The 17,693-nt window shown below is 63.0% G+C and carries 18 protein-coding genes; 10 read left to right on the forward strand and 8 right to left on the reverse strand.

From position 1 onward, the window contains the following. Nucleotides 1–60: 60 nt before the first annotated feature. Complete coding sequence (locus AC07UX_RS09120; protein WP_495191578.1) at nt 61–303, forward strand: hypothetical protein; 243 nt, start codon at nt 61–63, stop codon at nt 301–303. A gap of 74 nt (nt 304–377) precedes the next feature. On the opposite strand, the gene AC07UX_RS09125 is transcribed toward AC07UX_RS09120, so the two are convergent. Next, the gene (locus tag AC07UX_RS09125) at nt 378–815 is read right to left on the reverse strand and encodes a hypothetical protein (protein ID WP_495191579.1); all 438 of its coding nucleotides are present in this window, start codon (nt 813–815) and stop codon (nt 378–380) included. Between the two features lie 188 nt (nt 816–1,003). On the opposite strand from AC07UX_RS09125, the gene AC07UX_RS09130 reads away from it, so the two are divergent. Then, on the forward strand, nt 1,004–1,987 hold the full coding sequence (locus AC07UX_RS09130) for an esterase-like activity of phytase family protein (protein ID WP_495191580.1): 984 nt from the start codon (nt 1,004–1,006) through the stop codon (nt 1,985–1,987). Between the two features lie 189 nt (nt 1,988–2,176). Here AC07UX_RS09130 and rpmB read toward each other — a convergent pair whose 3' ends face one another. Next, a complete protein-coding gene (rpmB, locus tag AC07UX_RS09135; RefSeq protein ID WP_495191581.1) occupies nt 2,177–2,470 on the reverse strand; it encodes a 50S ribosomal protein L28 in 294 nt (97 codons plus the stop codon). Nucleotides 2,471–2,616: 146 nt separating this feature from the next. Here rpmB and AC07UX_RS09140 point away from each other — a divergent pair, with 146 nt between their 5' ends. After that, on the forward strand, nt 2,617–2,838 hold the full coding sequence (locus AC07UX_RS09140) for a hypothetical protein (protein WP_495191582.1): 222 nt from the start codon (nt 2,617–2,619) through the stop codon (nt 2,836–2,838). Between the two features lie 174 nt (nt 2,839–3,012). Beyond that, a complete protein-coding gene (locus AC07UX_RS09145) occupies nt 3,013–3,471 on the forward strand; it encodes a nucleoside deaminase (protein WP_495191583.1) in 459 nt (152 codons plus the stop codon). Nucleotides 3,472–3,546: 75 nt separating this feature from the next. On the opposite strand, the gene AC07UX_RS09150 is transcribed toward AC07UX_RS09145, so the two are convergent. Then, nucleotides 3,547–5,421 carry a hypothetical protein gene (locus AC07UX_RS09150; RefSeq protein ID WP_495191584.1) on the reverse strand — a complete coding sequence of 625 codons (1,875 nt, stop codon included), beginning with the start codon at nt 5,419–5,421 and terminating at the stop codon, nt 3,547–3,549. Between the two features lie 45 nt (nt 5,422–5,466). On the opposite strand from AC07UX_RS09150, the gene AC07UX_RS09155 reads away from it, so the two are divergent. Continuing rightward, a complete protein-coding gene (locus AC07UX_RS09155) occupies nt 5,467–5,883 on the forward strand; it encodes a GtrA family protein (protein ID WP_495191585.1) in 417 nt (138 codons plus the stop codon). 54 nt (nt 5,884–5,937) lie between these two features. Here AC07UX_RS09155 and AC07UX_RS09160 read toward each other — a convergent pair whose 3' ends face one another. Further along, entirely contained in the window at nt 5,938–6,831 is an 894-nt protein-coding gene (locus AC07UX_RS09160) for an AraC family transcriptional regulator (RefSeq protein ID WP_495191586.1), read from the reverse strand. 277 nt (nt 6,832–7,108) lie between these two features. Here AC07UX_RS09160 and AC07UX_RS09165 point away from each other — a divergent pair, with 277 nt between their 5' ends. After that, nucleotides 7,109–7,840, forward strand: coding sequence for an SDR family oxidoreductase (locus AC07UX_RS09165; RefSeq protein ID WP_495191587.1), 732 nt, complete (start codon nt 7,109–7,111; stop codon nt 7,838–7,840). 141 nt (nt 7,841–7,981) lie between these two features. On the opposite strand, the gene AC07UX_RS09170 is transcribed toward AC07UX_RS09165, so the two are convergent. From AC07UX_RS09170 to AC07UX_RS09180, 3 genes are read right to left on the reverse strand one after another with little or no spacing between them, the layout of a single operon-like run. After that, the gene (locus AC07UX_RS09170; protein ID WP_311269076.1) at nt 7,982–8,782 is read right to left on the reverse strand and encodes a LytR/AlgR family response regulator transcription factor; all 801 of its coding nucleotides are present in this window, start codon (nt 8,780–8,782) and stop codon (nt 7,982–7,984) included. Next, the gene (locus AC07UX_RS09175) at nt 8,779–9,891 is read right to left on the reverse strand and encodes a sensor histidine kinase (RefSeq protein ID WP_495191588.1); all 1,113 of its coding nucleotides are present in this window, start codon (nt 9,889–9,891) and stop codon (nt 8,779–8,781) included. The genes AC07UX_RS09170 and AC07UX_RS09175 overlap by 4 nt, the downstream gene beginning before the upstream one ends. 50 nt (nt 9,892–9,941) lie before the next feature. Beyond that, nucleotides 9,942–10,424 (reverse strand): winged helix-turn-helix transcriptional regulator, encoded by a 483-nt coding sequence (locus tag AC07UX_RS09180; protein WP_495191589.1) that lies wholly within the window; start codon nt 10,422–10,424, stop codon nt 9,942–9,944. A gap of 110 nt (nt 10,425–10,534) precedes the next feature. Between AC07UX_RS09180 and AC07UX_RS09185 the strand changes: the two genes are divergently transcribed. From AC07UX_RS09185 to rplL, 4 genes are all read left to right on the forward strand, one after another. Further along, a complete protein-coding gene (locus tag AC07UX_RS09185) occupies nt 10,535–12,640 on the forward strand; it encodes a RelA/SpoT family protein (protein ID WP_495191590.1) in 2,106 nt (701 codons plus the stop codon). A 210-nt stretch (nt 12,641–12,850) separates the two neighbouring features. Beyond that, nucleotides 12,851–14,665 carry a GGDEF domain-containing protein gene (locus tag AC07UX_RS09190; RefSeq protein ID WP_495191591.1) on the forward strand — a complete coding sequence of 605 codons (1,815 nt, stop codon included), beginning with the start codon at nt 12,851–12,853 and terminating at the stop codon, nt 14,663–14,665. A gap of 738 nt (nt 14,666–15,403) precedes the next feature. Continuing rightward, the gene (gene rplJ / locus AC07UX_RS09195; protein WP_495191592.1) at nt 15,404–15,919 is read left to right on the forward strand and encodes a 50S ribosomal protein L10; all 516 of its coding nucleotides are present in this window, start codon (nt 15,404–15,406) and stop codon (nt 15,917–15,919) included. Between the two features lie 68 nt (nt 15,920–15,987). Further along, on the forward strand, nt 15,988–16,362 hold the full coding sequence (gene rplL, locus AC07UX_RS09200; RefSeq protein ID WP_120250812.1) for a 50S ribosomal protein L7/L12: 375 nt from the start codon (nt 15,988–15,990) through the stop codon (nt 16,360–16,362). Between the two features lie 95 nt (nt 16,363–16,457). Here rplL and AC07UX_RS09205 read toward each other — a convergent pair whose 3' ends face one another. Next, nucleotides 16,458–17,666, reverse strand: coding sequence for a hypothetical protein (locus tag AC07UX_RS09205; RefSeq protein WP_495191593.1), 1,209 nt, complete (start codon nt 17,664–17,666; stop codon nt 16,458–16,460). Nucleotides 17,667–17,693: the final 27 nt, after the last annotated feature.

The raw sequence follows: 17,693 nt of genomic DNA on the forward strand, positions 1-17,693 counted from the left end.
TAGAATTTAGGGAAGGGTCGCACCGACAACGGGGCGGCCCTTTTTCTTTTGGAGCAAACCATGGTCCGCCCTCTCCTCCCCCTTGCCGCCCTGTCCATGCTGGCCGCCTGTGGATCGGGATCGCAGGACGGCGTCGGCGGGGTCAGCGCCGGCGAAGCCCAGGCGCTTAACGATGCTGCGGCCATGCTGGATGCCCGCACCGGCGCAGCGCAAAGCGCCGACCCCGGCCTCAACCCCGCTGCCGTCACGGCCGCAGGTGCCGACCGCAAGCGGGTCGCCCCGCAGCCCGAACCCAAACCCTGATGCGACCAAAAATCCCGATGCGAAAAGGGCCGCCCCTATGGGACGGCCCTCCTTATGTCCGAATATCGCGGGATTTAGCAGTTGCGGTCGATCGCCCGGCCGGCCAGCGCACCTACGCCCGCGCCAAGGATGGCGCCCGTGGTGCCATCGCCGCGACGACCATAGCGGCCCGAACCCTTGCCCACTTCGTTACCCAGCAGGCCACCGGCGATCGCGCCGATGATGGTGCCGCCGGTGCCATTGTCCCGGCAGCGATAGCCGCCACGATATCCGCCGCGATAGCTGTTGCGATAATAGCCGTCGCCACGATAGCCGCGATACCCGTCGTTGCGGTAGCCGCGATAGCCGCGATCACCCCGCCAACCGCGATCATAGCCACCGCGATAATAATCGCCACGGTCATAACCGCCGCGATAATGATCCCGCGCCGCAGCCGGGGTTGCCGTCACGGCAAAGGAAGCGGCGCCCATCGCCAGAGCGGCTCCCAGATTAACAAGAAACTTCATCTTCATGGCGCTTCTCCTCATTTGCCATCCTCTTGGGCGGCCGTTGAAAAGAACGGGATTGCCCTTCGATTGATACCCTTATGATCGATTCGGGTTGAGCCGAGCCTGAATGGGGGTGTCAGCCCCCGTTCACCTGCGCCCTACCCGTCACGACCCTGCTGCGTCCGACCCGATTATATCCTATGGCAGGGGCGATGCAGCGAATCCTGATCGTCCTCCTTGTTGCCATTTTGCTGTTGCCGGCCCCGCCGATGGGGAAACCGGAAGCGGTGCGCGCAGGCAGCCTGCTGGTCACCGCCCGCCCCCTGCCGCTCAGCAGCATCGAGCCGGGGCTGACCCATGTGGGCGCGCTTACCTATCTTGGCGGCTGGCAGCTGGAGAGCGCCAATCCCGGTTTTGGCGGCATATCGGCGCTGCTGGTGTCACCGTTGGGCGATATATTGGGCCTGAGCGATTCAGGGATATTGATGGGCTTTCGCATTGCTCCGGGCGATGGAGAGGGGCACCCTTTCATCGCCCCCCTGCCCATCCGCCCGCAGGATCGCCATCGCCCCTGGTGGGCGTGGGATTCGGAAAGTCTGACCCACGATCCGGCGACCGGCCGCTATTGGGCAGGCTTCGAACTGCAACAGGCGATCTGTCGCTACAGCCCCGGCTTTGCCCGCGTGGAGGCCTGTCGTACCTGGCCGGAAATCGTCGCCTGGCCCAAGACCGGGTCGATCGAATCTTTCACCCGCCTGCCCGACGGCCGCTTTCTGGCGATCGGCGAAATGGGGATGACGGCGGACGGGCATCATGACAGCCTGCTCTTTGCCGGCGATCCGGCGGAAAAGGATACGCCCATCCCCATCCATCTGCGCTACACCGCACCGCGCGGCTATCGCCCGACCGATGCGGTGGCGCTGGACGACCGGCACCTGCTGGTCCTCAATCGTCGCCTGACCATGGAGCAACTGTTCACCGGCATCATCGCCATCGTCGACCTGCCCGAAAAGCTGGAGCCGGGCACGGAGATGAAGGCCCGCACCCTTGCCAGACTGGCCCCACCGCTGCTCGCCGACAATTTCGAGGGGCTTGCGCTGTCCCATGAGAATGGCCGCCCGGTCATCTGGATCATCTCCGACGACAATCACGAATTCTTCCAGCGCACATTGCTGCTGAAATTCGGGATGAAATAGCGCGACCGGAATTTGGCCTATGGCGGCCGGAAATATTGGCGTTCCAGGACCCGCGCGCCGCGTAGTTCAGTATGTGAGCACCGGAAGCGCAGAAAGACGCCGCTTGAAGCCCGTCACAAGCCAAATGCCAACGCAAAAAAGCGGCCCGTTGCGGGGCCGCTCCTTATGCCGAAACGAATCGGTCGGAAATCAGGCTGCGACGGCAGCCTTCTTCTTGACGATGTCGCGCTTCAGGCGACGGGCCTTCAGCGACAGCTTCTCGTCGTTGGTCTTGACCAGCCAGTTGTCCAGGCCGCCATTATGTTCGACCGAACGCAGACCATGGGTCGATACGCGCAGCTTAACCGTGGTTTCCAGCGTCTCGGAGATCAGCGACACGTTCTGCAAGTTCGGCAGGAACACGCGCTTGGTCTTGTTATTGGCGTGGGAAACATTGTGACCCACCTGGCGACCCTTACCGGTCAGCTCGCAAATGCGCGACATAGTCAATCAACCTTTGAAATTCGGGTTCGTTCGGAAAGCCGCGCCGATAACGGGATTCGTCGTCCCCGTCAAGCCGCAGCAAGGCAGGATCGCAACCCTCTGCGACCCCGCGCGTTGAAAGGTCAACTAACCCAGAGGAGGGACGAATGCGAGTCATTGGTGGAATATTGGTCATCATTTTGCTGGTCCTGGCCGGCGGCATCGCCACGGGCTTCATCGACCTGCAAAAAACGCAGGAAGGACGGCTGCCCGAAGTCGCGGTCAAGGAAGGCGCTCTGCCCAAATATGAGGCGAACGTCGCCAAGGTGGAAGTCGGCACCCGCAAGGAAACCGTCGATGTGCCCACCGTGGACGTGAAGAAGCCCTGACAGCATCCGACGCTGACACTTCCCTATAATGCACGTTCCCCGGCGCAGGCCGGGGTCCAGTTCCCTGGCCTGGACCCCCCGGCCTGCACTGCGGAACCGACAGCCAGAGGTTGGCGTCGTTGTGCCGTGGTATAACTTCCTTCAGCGTGCATCATCCTGTAACGGGCGGGGCTGATGGCTCAGCCCTTCCCCCTGCCCGCGCCCATGCGCCGCGCCCTGGCGCTCGCCCGCACCGCCGAGGCGGCGGGCGAAGTGCCGATCGGTGCCGTAGTAACGAAGGATGGCGCGATTATCGGCGAGGGCGAGAACCGCAACCGCCGCGACCATGATCCCACCGCCCATGCCGAAATCGTCGCGATGCGCGCAGCCGCCGCGCATCTGGGCGACTATCGGCTGACCGGTTGCGACCTGTGGGTGACGCTGGAGCCCTGTCCCATGTGCGCGGGCGCCATATCGCACGCCCGCATCGCCCGCCTCTATTATGCGGTGGGCGATCCCAAGGGCGGCGCGATCGAGCAAGGCCCGCGTCTTTTCGCCCAGCCGCAATGCCTGCATCGCCCCGACGTCTATGGCGGTCTTGCCGAAGCCGAAGCCTCAGCGCTTCTCCGCGACTTTTTCGCTGCCCGGCGCTAACCAAGCATCGCGCGAAAAGGGGCGCCCTTTTCGCATCAGCGATGCGTCCCACAAAAACCATATGATGTCGCGCGGTCAGCGCGGCGTCGCATAATCGATTTTATAGAGCTGGTAAGGCAGCGTCATCCCCGTCTTCAGATCGACCGGCACCAGCCAGCGCGGGACCGTTCCCCGCATCAGCCCGGCATAGAAGCCGCGCGGGCTGCGCGACTGATAGATCGTCCCTTCCGGGAAATTGGGGCAGACCAGCAGATAGGTGGCATGATGCTTCGCCGCGATCGCGCGAAACCCATCCGCCGGCCCGTCATAGGCATGGTGCATGTCCAGGATCGTCGCCCCATTGCGATGATAGGGGCCGGCGATCGCACTATGATGCGTCGTCGCGATCAGGCGCGGCCCAAGGTCCACCATGGTGAAGATGGTCGCGGGCGGCAACTGGTCCAGCACCTCCAGCGCGGGCAGCGTGCGGCATCGTCCGTTCGCCTTCTTGATCGCATCGGTGCGTGCAATGGCCGAAGGGCGCCAGGGCTTGGGCTTCGTGCCCGTCGCCTCCTGATAGAATTTCACCAGCTGCGGATAGAGCGGATAGGCGCAGGCGATCGCCGCCAGCAGCGCCACGCCCAAACCGGCGCCCATCCGCACCCGCCGCGTCCCCGTCAGGATCGCCGCGACCAGCCGGTGCGCGGCCCAGGCGGCCGGCGGGATCGCCAGCAACTGCGCCGCCGGCCCCGCGCGCAACTGCCAGAACAGCAGTGCCGTGGAAAAGACCATCATCGCGCCGACCGTCGCCCAGGCCCAGAGCCGCTCGGCGTCGCGCCGCGCATCCCACAAGGCCCAGAGCAAACCGACCAGCCCCGCCGCCGGTACTGCCAGCAACGGCACGACCATGGATTGCGCCTGCGCGGTGATCGGCTTCGCCTCCCGGATATTGGCCAGCCACAGCCGCTGCAATTCCGGCGAAATCTGATAGGGGGTCAGGCATTGCGGCCAGTTCGCATAGAAAAACGCGGCCACCGCGCCGCCCACGACTGCGCCCGCAGCCAGCCGCACCGGCCAGCTGCGCAGCGGCGCGATCGACAGCATCACCATGCCCGCGCCCGCCGCGCCGAACACCGCCACCCAGATGGGCGATATCGCGTCGCACACCATGTCCCGGTTGGCATAACTGGCGAACAGCACATAACAGAGCGACGTCGCCCCCGCGAGGCTGAGGCCGTAGGGCAGCATCCGCCGCGCCTCCCCCGGCCGGAACACCCAGCGCAGTGCGATGAGGGCACCGCCCGCCGCCAGATAGACGATCATCTCCATGCCGATGGCGATCGACAAGGCGCTGCTGATGCCCGCCATCAATCCGCCGCGCAGCCGATGACCGTCGATCACGCCGGCCAGCATCGTCACCGCCAGCGCCAGTTGCCAGCCATGATGGTCGATCCGCATCGGCGCATACATGCCCAGCCCCATCTGCGCGGCCAGCGGCGCCAGCACCGCCAGCCACCAGCCGTTCGGCCCGGCCAGCCGCCGCCCGATGAACCCCAGGCTCCCCATCAGCAACAACAACGGCAGCAGCGGCGCGATGGCGCAGGCCAGCCGATCGGCCAGCCCCTGATCGACGAAGGCGCGGAAGAAGATGATCAGCCCTGCGATCGGAATGTCGACCAGCCGCGACCAGTGGATGTTCGCCCCGCCCGGCGGATCGAGCCGATATTGGCGCAGATCATACCAGCCCTGCCCGGCCAGCCAGTCCTTCACCTGCACATAGCGGATATTATCGTCCGTATCGCTCAGCACCAGCCAATGAACCGCAGGCCAGCGCGTCGCGACCATGACGATGGCGATGACGATCCAGATCAGGAAGGTCAGCCATTTCCAGTGCCGCTGGGTATAGGCGGTCAGGATCGGCGCCCAATGGCGCGCGCGGGCGCGCAGGATATCGCGGCTAGGCAAGGTCATGGCTGTCGATTAGACGCTCCGCATCAAAGCGCAACGGGGCGATCCATGAAATATCTGTCACGACTTTATGCAGACCATGGCCCGCTCTTCTGGCAGATCGTCCGCTATGGCGTGACCGGCCTGTTCGTCACCGCCTGTCAGGCGGCGATCTACTGGTGCCTCGCCGCGCTCGCCGGCTTCCATCCGCAGGCTGCCAATTTCATCGGCTATCTCGCCGCCGTCGCGATCGGCTATGTCAGCCACAGCCTCTTCACCTTCCGCGGCCATGGCGGCCATGGCGGCCACGCCGCGCGCGGCGCGAAATTCATCATCGTCTCGCTCGTCAGCTACGCCCTCAACGCGCTCTGGGTATATCTGTGCGTCACCCATATGGGGTGGCCCGAATGGTCCCCCATCCCCGCGATGCTCTTCGTGACGCCCGCCGTGATGTTCGGGCTGAACCGGCAATGGGTGTTCAGGTGACGGCGCCCGGCCGGAAATGGGCACGATGGCCCCTGCCCATCCATGCCCGCTCCGCTAAATCGCCATCGCCACATGCGGCATGGTCCGCAAGCGCCCCATGTCCCGCACCGGCGGCGCGCCGAAGAGGCGGCGATATTCGCGGCTGAACTGCGAGGGACTGTCATAGCCCACGCGAAACCCGGCCTCCGCCGCGTCCAGCCGGTCGGCCAGCATCAGCGTGCGTGCCGCCTGCAACCGCAACTGCTTTTGATATTGCAGCGGCGTCATCGCGGTGGCGCGGCGGAAATGCGCATGGAAGCTCGACACGCTCATCCCTGCAAGATCGGCCAGCCCCGGCCCGTCATACGGCTCGCGGAAATGCGCCTTCAGCCATCCGATAGCTCGCGCGATCTGCCCCGTCCTGCTATCCCCCGCCGCGATCGCACGCACGATGCCGCCGCTCCGCCCGGTCATCAGCCGCACCAGCAACTCCCGCTCGATCAGCGGCGCCAGCAGCGGCGCGCCACCCGGATCGCCCAGCAACGCCGTCAGCCGGTTTGCGGCATCCAGCAATTCGGGCGTGATCGGATGCAGCGACAATGCGCTCCCTTCCGCCACAGGGGCCGCCGGCGGCAGTGAAATGGCGATGTCGGACAACAGCACCGGATCGAGATAGAGGCAGAAGCAGAGATAGGGCGCATCCTCGCTGGCCTGCGTGACCATGCCGGTGATCGGCAGGTCGAGCGAGGCGACCAGATAGCTGGCCGGCCCATAAGCCACCACGCTATCGCCCAGCATCACCCGCTTGGCCCCCTGCGCGATGATGCAGAGCGCGGGCCGCTGGAGCATATGCACCGGCTCGTCCGCATGGCTCCAGCGCACCAGCGTCAGGCGCGGGATGGCGGTGTCGACGATCCCGTCGCCATCGGCATATCGGGCAATCTGTTCCGCCAACGGACCATGGGACATGTGACCATCCTCCTGACAAGCTTCCGTTCGCTTCGAGCGAAGTCGAGAAGCGGCGAGCGCGGCGCTTCGGGTTTCTCGACACGCTCGAAACGAACCAAGTTAGGGAAATCAGTGTGACGGCTTCTTATCTGGAGCATCTCCACCTGAACAGCCCACCACTCCAAATCTGGAAAATCGTGCAATCATCACGCAAGCCCATTCTACCGCCCCCACCCCATGATGGCGCATCCATGGCCCATCGGATCGACGGTCGATCCGCCCGATCGGGAGACAGGACATGGCAATAGACACCAAGGTCATCGCAATCACCGGCGCCAGCAGCGGCATCGGGGAGGGCACGGCGCGGCTGCTGGCGGCGCGCGGCGCCAGGCTGATGCTGGGCGCGCGGCGCACCGACCGGCTGGCCAGCCTTGCCGACGAACTCAATGCCGCTGGTGGCACGGTCGCCTTCCGCGCGCTCGACGTCACCGACCGCGCCGATGTCGAGGCGTTCGTCGCCGCGACGGAGGCCGGATTTGGCCGGATCGACGTACTGGTGAACAATGCGGGCCTGATGCCGCTATCGCGCTTCGACAGCCTGAAGGTCGATGAATGGGACCGGATGATCGACGTCAACATTCGCGGCGTGCTGCACGGCATCGCTGCCGCCCTGCCCCGGTTCAAGGTGCAGCGCAGTGGCCATTTCGTCAATATTTCGTCCATCGGCGGCTATCGCGTCTGGCCGACCTGCGGCGTTTACAGCGCCACCAAATATGCGGTCCGCGCCATTTCCGACGGGCTGCGCATGGAACATGACGATATCCGCGTGACCGTGGTGTCGCCGGGCGTGGTGGAATCCGAACTGGCCGGCACCATCACCGAAGCGGGCGCCGCCGCCGCGATGCAGGATTTCCGCGCCATCGCCCTGACCCCGGACGCGATCGCCCGCGCCATCGCCTATGCGGTGGAACAGCCCGACGATGTGGACGTCAACGAACTGGTCGTCCGGCCGGTGCGGACGATGGATTGATACCAACAGGCAATGAGCTTTGCCTTCTGTGTTCCCCGGCCTGCGCCGGGGAACGCATATATGACCCAACCTGTCGCGCCTTGGGTTTATATGGCTCAAAACAATGTCATTCCCGCAAAGGCGGGGATGACATTGTTCTTTTCAATGCACGAAGCGCGCCACCACATCGCGATAGGAGCGGCTGACCTTCACCTGCGCGCCGCTTTCCAGCACCAGGAAACATTCGCCATTGGTGTGGGGCTTGACCTGCCGCACCTGGCTCAGGTTGACAATGGTGGAGCGATGCACGCGCTGGAAATTGCGCGGGTCCAGCCGCTTTTCCAGATCCTTCATCGTCTCGCGCAGGATCAGGCTATTGTCGGCCGTATAGATGCACATATAGTCGCCAGCCGCGTCGATCCGCTCGATCGAATCCACATCGACGCGGAAAATCTGCCCGCGATCCTTGATGTTGATCAGCTTCTCGAACCGGCTGGATGCGGGCGAATCATCGTCGGTCACGAAATCGCTCATCGCCTGCGGCGCGACTTCGGCCAGCACTTCGCGCAGCTTCTCGACTTCCTGCACCTGCCGCTTCTCATTCAGCCGCTGGCGCACGCGATCCAGCGCGTCGGCCAGCCGCCCTTCGTCCACCGGCTTCATCAGATAGTCGACCGCCTGCGCCTCGAACGCACGGATCGCATGGTCGCTATAGGCGGTGCAGAAGATGACGAGCGGTGGCTCGACTTCCATCAGCCCCTGCACGACGGAAAAGCCATCGAAACCGGGCATCTGAATATCGAGGAACACAAGGTCGGGTTTATGCGTCTTGATCGCGCGGATGGCTTCGCGGCCGTTGTTGCAGGTTTCGATAATTTCGACATCCTCATGCGCTTGCAGACGCAGCTGGAGCCCTTGAATGGCCAGGCTTTCGTCATCGACGAGGATTGTTCTGATGGTCATGCGGCCACTTTCGATGTTTCATCCAAATTCAGCGGAAATTCGATGATGACCGAAAATCCGCCCGGCGTGGAACGCGTTTCGAAGCTCTGTCGTTCCCCGAAGGCCTGAATTAACCGGTCCCGGATGTTCGGCAGGCCCACTCCCGTCCCCTCGCTCATGGGAATGTGCGGCTTCATTCCGCCTTCGTTCAATCCCGGCCCGCTGTCCGATACGACGATCCGGACATTATCCCCGGCAGGCTGCGCCGTGACCGCGATTTCCGCCCCTTCCTCCTTGGGCGTCACCGCATATTTGATCGCGTTTTCGACCAGGGGCTGGAGCAGGAGGGAGGGCAAGCGCGCATGGGCGACGGCCGGATCGATGGTGAAGACCGGCCGCAACCGATCCTCGAACCGCATCTTCTCGATCTCCAGATAGAGTTTGAGCGTCTCGATCTCCTGCTCGATCGTCACCTGCGCGGTCGGCTCGTTGATCAGCGTATAGCGCAGGAAGGAGGACAGGCGCGAGAGCATGGCATTGGCCCGGTCCGTCTGCTTGAGCAGCACCAGCGTCGATATGCTGTTGAGCGTATTGAATAGGAAATGCGGGTTCAGCTGGTACCGCAGCATCGCCAGCTGCGCGTTGGCCGCCTGATTTTCCAGCCGCAGCAGCTGATCCGCCTGCTCCTCCACCGTCAGGTAGAAGTTGATCGCATAATAAAGCGCGGACCAGGCGCCCAGCAGCGTCATGGAGAGATAGAATGCGCCCAGGAACAGTTGCAGCCCCGCCGTATCGCTCGCCCGGTTCTGCGTCGAAAACACCCATGCGTCGATGAAGGCGACCAGCCCCGCGGCGAACACCACGGTCACGATCGACACGCCCCAGGTGATGATCGGCCGCTTCTTCACCAGAAAGCGAAACATCACCGCGATCAGCAGCGTCACCGAATAGCCCGACACGGTAGAGATCAGCACCGGCACCAGGCTGGAGAGCGGCTGGCCATTGGCGATGGTGGACGATCCGCGCAGCAGGAACGCCCCGGCCCAGCCCAGCGACTGGAGGTTCCAGAAGGCGCGATTCTTGTCAGCGAAAAAGGGCTGCGGCTTGATGCGGGGGACGGTGACGGACATTGCGCCCAGACTTAGGCCATTTGCGCGCCCGGTCAAAGATGCTTTAGCCTTCAGGCCGCGACCGCCGGCTCCTCGGCCATCGGCGTCACTTCGTCGGTACACAGCCAGACCAGATCGGCGAGGTCCAGCGTGCGTCCGTCATGCGCCAATATGCCGATCGGCCGGATCGGCTGGCCGTCGCGCTTGTCGGCCAGCACCTGGCAGGCGGGCGTGCCGCATCCCCATTTTTCGCCCCACTGGCGCAGCGCGATCATGGCGGGGGCCAGCCCCTGCCCCTTTTCGGTAAGCCGATATTCGACCTTCCGCCGGTCGCACTGCATCGGTTCGCGCACCAATATGCCGTTTTCGACCAGCCTTGCGAGCCGGTTGGCCAATATGTTGCGGGCGATGCCCAACGTGGACTGAAACTCTTCGAAATGGCGAATGCCCGACAAGGCGCCGCGCAGGATGAGGAACGACCAGCGTTCGCCCATCATCTCCAGCGCGCTGGGCAGCGCGCATTGTTCCAGATCCTGAGCAAGGTTATGTTTCATGGCCCTGACGCATAGCGTAAAGTCACAGGCGTTGCAAAATCGCCGCCTTATTCAATTAAATGGGATTTTTTTGTTGCACCGCAAGCCCGTTCTCACACAATCGGGCAACGATGCTGCGTCAATATGAACTTGTCGAACGGGTAAAGCGCTACGATCCGGATGCGGACGAAGCGATGATCAACCGCGCCTATGTCTTTTCGGTCCAGAAACATGGCAGCCAGAAACGCGCCAGCGGCGACCCCTATTTCAGCCACCCGATCGAAGTGGCGGGCATATTGACCGACTTCAACCTGGACGACCAGACGATCGTGACCGCGCTGCTGCACGACACGATCGAAGATACGCTGGTCACCTATGAGGAGATTGAGGGCGCGTTCGGCAAGGATGTCGCGCGCATGGTCGATGGCGTGACCAAGCTATCCAAGATCGAGGCCATGTCCGAAAATGAGCGGGCGGCGGAAAATCTGCGCAAATTCCTGCTCGCCATGTCGGACGATATCCGGGTGCTGCTGGTCAAGCTCGCCGACCGGCTGCACAATATGCGCACGCTGCACTTCATCAAGAATCCCGACAAGCGCCGCCGCATCGCGCGCGAGACGATGGATATCTATGCGCCGCTGGCCGAACGGATCGGCATGTATGATTTCATGCGCGAAATGCAGCTGCTCTCCTTCCGCGAGATCGAGCCGGAAGCCTATGCCAGCATCACCAAGCGGCTGGAGCAGCTGAAGGAAGGCGGCCATGACAAGGTCGACCGGATCGGCGCGGAACTGCAATTGCTGCTGGCGGGCAAGGGCATGTCGGTCAGCGTGTCGGGCCGCGAAAAACACCCCTATTCGATCTTCAAGAAGATGCAGGAACGGCATATCAGCTTCGAACAGCTGACCGACGTCATGGCCTTCCGCGTCATCACCGACAGCCATGAAGATTGCTACCGCGCGCTCGGCATCATCCACCAGACGTTCAAGATGGTGCCCGGCCGGTTCAAGGATTATATCTCCACGCCCAAGCGCAACGGCTATCAGTCGCTGCACACCACCGTCATCCACCAGGACAATGCCCGGATCGAGGTACAGATTCGCAGCCGCGACATGCACAATGACGCCGAACTCGGCCTCGCCGCGCACTGGGCCTATAAGCAGAAGGGCGACGCCACCGACCATCATGCCGCCTGGCTGCGCGACCTGGTCGAAATCCTGGAGCAGAGCCAGGATGCGGACGAGCTGCTCGAACATACCCGCATGGCCATGTATCAGGACCGCATCTTCGCCTTCTCGCCCAAGGGTGAGCTGCATCAGATGCCCAAGGGGTCGACCCCGGTCGATTTCGCCTATGCCGTCCATACCTCGCTCGGCAACCAGACCGTCGGGGCCAAGGTCAACGGCCGCGTCGTGCCGCTGCGCACCTCCCTCGAAAATGGCGATCAGGTCGAAATCCTGAAATCCGAAGGGCAGGAACCGCAGCCCGGCTGGCTGACCTTCGCCATCACCGGCAAGGCCCGCGCCGCCATCCGCCGCTATATCCGCCAGAAACAGCGGGGCGAGGAAATCAAGCTCGGCGAAAAGCTCTATGACGAAATCGTCGGCCGCTTCTCCCCCGATCTGGCGAAGGAGCTGGGCGACAAGGCGCTGAACGCCGCCTTGAAGCGCCTCAAGCTGGAGGATCGCGCGTCATTGATGGTGGCGATCGCGACTCATCGCCTGCTCGACAGCGAAGTGATGGAGGCGCTGATGCCCGGCTCCACCAGCGCGCAGGGCATGGCCGAAGCGCATCCGCGCCAGCACGAACCCGTCTCGATCCGCGGCCTGACGCCCGGCATCGCGTACAATCTGGGCGATTGCTGCCACCCCGTCCCCGGCGACCGCATCGTGGGCGTGCGCCGCACCGGCGAACCGATCGAGGTCCACACGATCGACTGCCGCTCGCTGGAGGTGGAGCAGGACGACGATTGGGTCGATCTGTCGTGGGACAGCAAGTCCAAGGGCGGCACCGCCCGCCTCTCCGTCATCGTCAAGAACCAGCCGGGCGCCCTGGCCGCCGTCGCCAACGTCTTCGGCGCGACCAAGGCCAACATCCTCAACCTGCAACTGGTCAACCGCGAAGGCCCCTTCCACACCGACATCATCGACCTGGAAGTGGCGGACGCGCAACATCTGAACCGGATATTGTCGGCGTTGCGGGCGATTGATGTGGTGGTGCAGGCGGATCGGGTTTGATGGGGTAAGTGGCGGGGATGCGCCAATTGCGGTCGCGTCATACTTCGATCACCGTGCGGGCAATCGGACATTCACACATGTGATATCGCTTGTTTTTCGGCTAATGATTGAAGCCTGCGAACGACGTTGCACACGGATTTTTAACGATAGCCTATGTAGGCATTTGGTTTGCGCGGAGTAGAAGACTTGCGTTGCCTGTTTACCGCAAGCTTGGCGGTATTGACCTCGACATTATGCTGCGTTCCACCTTCGCTTGCGCAAGGACGCGCGCAAAATAGCGCGTCATTCGTCACAACCGATGCGGTTGCCTATGCCAAGCGCGTCGAACAAAGGGCCATGCACTCGAGCTTTGCAGTGCTGGAGAGCTTCGGTCGAGCTGCATTAGAGCGAAGGGATGCGGAGGGGCTGAGCCGTCTCCAGCATGTGACACGGATCATGATCAACCAGGGAGACTTCCCTGTCGCAGTACGATGGAATGAGCAGTTGGCGCGATCTGCCCGACAGCAAAATAACCTCCGATACATGGCCATCGCGCAGGTTAACGCTCTTCAGATCCGTCATCTGCGCGACCATGATGTCAGTCTGGCCGAGATGGAGAATCTGGCTAGGCGACAGTCGGACTGGTTGCCACGGGTATTTGCCGACACGGCATTGGCCCGTCGCCTGTTTGATGAAGGCCGCATCGGCGACGCACTGCGCCTGATGGTCGATACAATTCCCCGCATTCCGCAGGAACAGGCAGGGCAAGCCAGCGTGGCGGCGGCAGCGTGGGATCTTGTATCCATCGGCCATATCATGATCGACGACGTGCCCGGTTCGCTCAAGGCCGCCGAGCGCGCCGAAACTTACATGGCAGCATCCTCCTACCCGCGCCCGGACTATGAATCGGTCTATAATCTCACCCAGTCGCTTAGCTATCTGGGACGGCACGATGAGGCGTTGATGCTGGTGCAAATCTATACCCGGCTGGCTGCGCGTACTGATACGGCAACCGCGTCGGGATATGCCGGCAATATCTGCGCCTTTGCTGCATCGTCGCGAGAGGATTGGCCCGGTGTGTTGAAATGCCTGGCCCCTTATGGTCCGGCGCTGAACGTGCCGGATGTCGTGAAGAATTCCATGTTGCCGTTCCGGGCCACGGCCTATGCGCGCACAGGTCAAGCGGCGTTGGCGCAAAAGGATGTCGATCAGATTCATGGCCGTATCTCCAAAAAGCTTATGTCCTTTGGCGGCGGCGTCCAACGTGCAGAGGCGGAGCTGCTGATCGCCAAAGGCGATTTTGCGCATGGAGTGCCCGCGCTGCGAAACCATCACCTTGCCAAATTTCAAAGGACGACGAGAAGTGCTGCCACCGCGATGGAGCATGTGGTCGATAATATGGACGATCAATTACAGGAGGCGGCTGAGCAAAACCGTTTGAAAAGCGAAGTCATTACGCACCAGCGGCTGATCGCCACGCTGTTGATCATGCTCGGAGCGTTTCTGGCAGGTTTGGTTTTCCTTCTCACTAGGCAACGCAGGCTCTATCGAGAACAATCCATTACCGATCCGCTGACTGGTCTGCCCAACCGCAGATATACAGAAGCCCGCGCGAGAGAAGTGGTATCGCGCGCCGTATCGCGTGACGGACGCGCCATGATCGCTATCGTCGATCTCGACCACTTCAAATCATGCAATGACAGCTTTGGCCACGATGCGGGCGACGAAGCTCTCAAGACCTTTGCTCTCCTGTTCAAGGAAACGATCAGACCCGGCGATATTTTCGGGCGCTGGGGTGGTGAGGAATTTCTCCTTGTCATTCCAAATGCAGGGCCAGACGATGCCCGCACCATATTGGATCGCGTTGCGCAAAAAGCGGGAAGGGTAAACTTGGCTCTGGCCCCGAATTATCCGCTTCGTTTCAGCGGCGGTGCTGTGGACGTGCCGCGATCTGCCAGAACTTTGGAAGAAGCTTTGCTGGTTTCGGATCGACGACTTTATGCCGCTAAAGCTGCGGGTCGAAATTGCGTTCATTATACTGGCTGAGATCAGCTGTTTTGGCCATTCAGAACGGCGTAAGTTGGGTCCGGACGCGACACAACGCGACCCGCAGCTATACGATGACCCGCACTCCGAAGCTGACATTCGCCTATCGGCCAATCTTCCCCTTTCCTACTCGGCGTTTCTCTGATCCATCCTCACAGATGGACCACGCCGCCCCTCCCCTCCACCCGCGCACGCGCACCGCACCGCTCCACCCGACCCCCCGGCGCGTCGGTGTCGCGTCCCCGTCCTCTCCCTGTCGCGCCCCTGTCGCGTCCCTGTGCCCTGCCCTTGTTGGAAGTGGCGCGTCGCGAGCGCTTCGGGGAAGCGTGGGGGGCGCGTCATTCGCCATTTTTCCACCTTTTGCGTCGCCCGACCCCCGACGACGGTGTGAACTTCGCCCGTCGCGCACCTGCGGCCCACCCCGATCCCAGTTTCCGCGTGACATTCCCGCCCACATCCCCTATGGGCGCGCCAGCAGACCGGTGGCTCAACCCCACGGGTCTTCCGTCCGAGACAGTTGGCGAAGGGAATATGCCCTTCTTAATCTCCAGCCTAGACGGGGAAAAGTTCTTTACCGAACCGGGTCATGCACCCGATTCGGGTCTGCCTGTGCCTCATGAGGGGACATGGCCGGTCGATCTCTCCCCTTCGGACTTAGTGCCCCATGCCGTCAGGCGTGGGTTTTAGCCGTTCGCTTGGACCTTTCCGGGCGAAGCGAACATGAAGTGGAGTAATGGCATGGATCGTAATCAGAAAGCTGATGTCGTTTCCGCGCTGAACGCAGAACTGGCAGAAGTTGGCGTGGTCGTCGTGACCCGCAACCTCGGCATGACCGTCGCACAGTCGACCGTCCTGCGCCAGAAGATGCGCGAAGCCGGCGCGACCTACAAGGTTACGAAGAACCGCCTCGCCCGTATCGCCCTTGATGGCACCAGCTACACCGGCCTGAGCGACCTGCTCACCGGTCCGGTTGGCCTGGCCACCTCGGTCGACCCGGTTGCAGCCGCCAAGGTTGCGATCGATTTCGCCAAGACCAACGACAAGCTTGAGATCGTTGGCGGCGCGATGGGTGAAGTGCTGCTCGATGCAGAGGGCGTCAAGGCGCTCGCATCGATGCCGTCGCTGGATGAACTGCGTGCAAAGCTGGTTGGCCTTCTGGTCGCGCCTGCTACCAAGCTCGCAACCGTCACCCAGGCACCGGCTGCGCAGCTTGCGCGCGTCTTCAACGCCTATGCGGAGAAGGAAGCGGCCTGAGCCGTTCGTCCTCCGATTTTTTGACCCTCATCTGACGGGGCATTTCGCCCCAAAAAAGGAAATATATCATGGCAGACATCAACGCTCTGGTCGACCAGCTCTCGGCCCTCACCGTCCTCGAAGCCGCCGAACTGTCGAAGGCTCTGGAAGAAAAGTGGGGCGTTAGCGCCGCTGCTGCCGTCGCCGTTGCCGGCCCGGCCGCTGCCGCCGCCGCACCGGCTGCCGAAGAGCAGACCGAATTCGACGTGATCCTGACCGGCGACGGTGGCAAGAAGATCAACGTCATCAAGGAAGTCCGCGCCATCACCGGCCTGGGCCTGACCGAAGCCAAGGCTCTGGTCGAAGGCGCTCCCAAGGCTGTCAAGGAAGGCGTGAACAAGGACGAAGCCGACAAGCTGAAGAAGCAGCTTGAAGAAGCCGGCGCGACCGTCGAGCTGAAGTAATCGGACCAGCCCCGATGCGAAAGCGTCGGGGCGAACCGACCCGGTTTCAGCCGGAGAAACAGGGGCGGCGCCTTCGGGTTGCCGCCCTTTTTCTGTCAGATGAGCGCCATCGCCGCCGACCCGATCAGCGTCGGCGCCAGATACAGCGCCGCCACCGCATGGGGCGCCCCGCGCCAATAGCGCGCCAGCACCCCCGCCCCCGCACTCGCCGCCAGCGCAACGCCCGGCCACAGCACATTATAATAGCGGGTCTGCGCGATGGTCAGGTCGCCCAGCGCCTGGAAACTGCGCCACCCGAACAGGAAATGGATCGCCAGCAGCGCAACGATCCCCGCGCCATAGGCCATGGCGACGGAACGCACCGCCCGCACATGAAGGCCCGCGCCTGCAACCCCCAATGCCGCCAGCAACATGGCCAGGACCAGCGCCATCGGATAGGCGCCCTCCGCGGCCGGCCATTTGAACAGCATGGATCGCAGGAAATAGCTGGCGAAGGCCGGCAAATCATAATGTGCCCGCTGCCCCGGCGGCACCCGCCAATGCGCGTCATTCACCCACAGGACATGGCCGGTCTGGACCAGATGGACCAGATAGGGCAGCGCACCGATCGCCAGCCCCAACGCCAAGAAACGCAGCAGCGGATCGCCCGGCGCCATCTCGCGCCGCATCAGCCGCAGCCCTAGCCCGGCCCCCGCCACTGCCGCCAGCGCCAAAAAGGCGGTCAGCTTGGTCCAGCCGGCGATCGCCAGCCCGACCATGATCCACCAGCCGGCGGCCGGCATGCCCAGCAGTCCGGCAAACAGCATCGCCCCCGCCATGACCGCCAGATTGTCGTTATTGACCAGCCCCCCCACCACGGCGCCCTTGGGGAAGCAGGCGGCGACCAGCGCGAACACGGTCGGCGACAGCAGATCGGGCGCGAACCGCCGTCGCACCGCAACCACCAAAATCAGCAGAGTGAGCGTCGACAACAGGACATTGACGAGCCGCAGCAGCAGCGGATCGCCACCGGCCGCCATGAAAGGGGCCATCAGCAGATAATAGAGCGAGGGATGGTTGATATAGTTAGGGATATCGGACCATCGGGACAAATCGTCCGCCCGCAGGACCAGATAGCGGCCCCAGTCGGGGAAAAGTGCCGGCTGCTCATATTGCGCGCGGATGACCGAATAATGCTGCAACTCGTCGATGCGCGTCGGGAAGGGAATCGACAGGGCGACCCCCAGAAGAATGGCCATGTAGCTGACCATAACCAGCCAGGTCGATGCGGGCAGATCGCACCAGCCAGGCAGGGAGCGCCCCATCAGCGACAGGGACGGCGATGAAACGGC

The organism is Sphingobium sp. GW821-FHT02B05, from assembly GCF_059421905.1.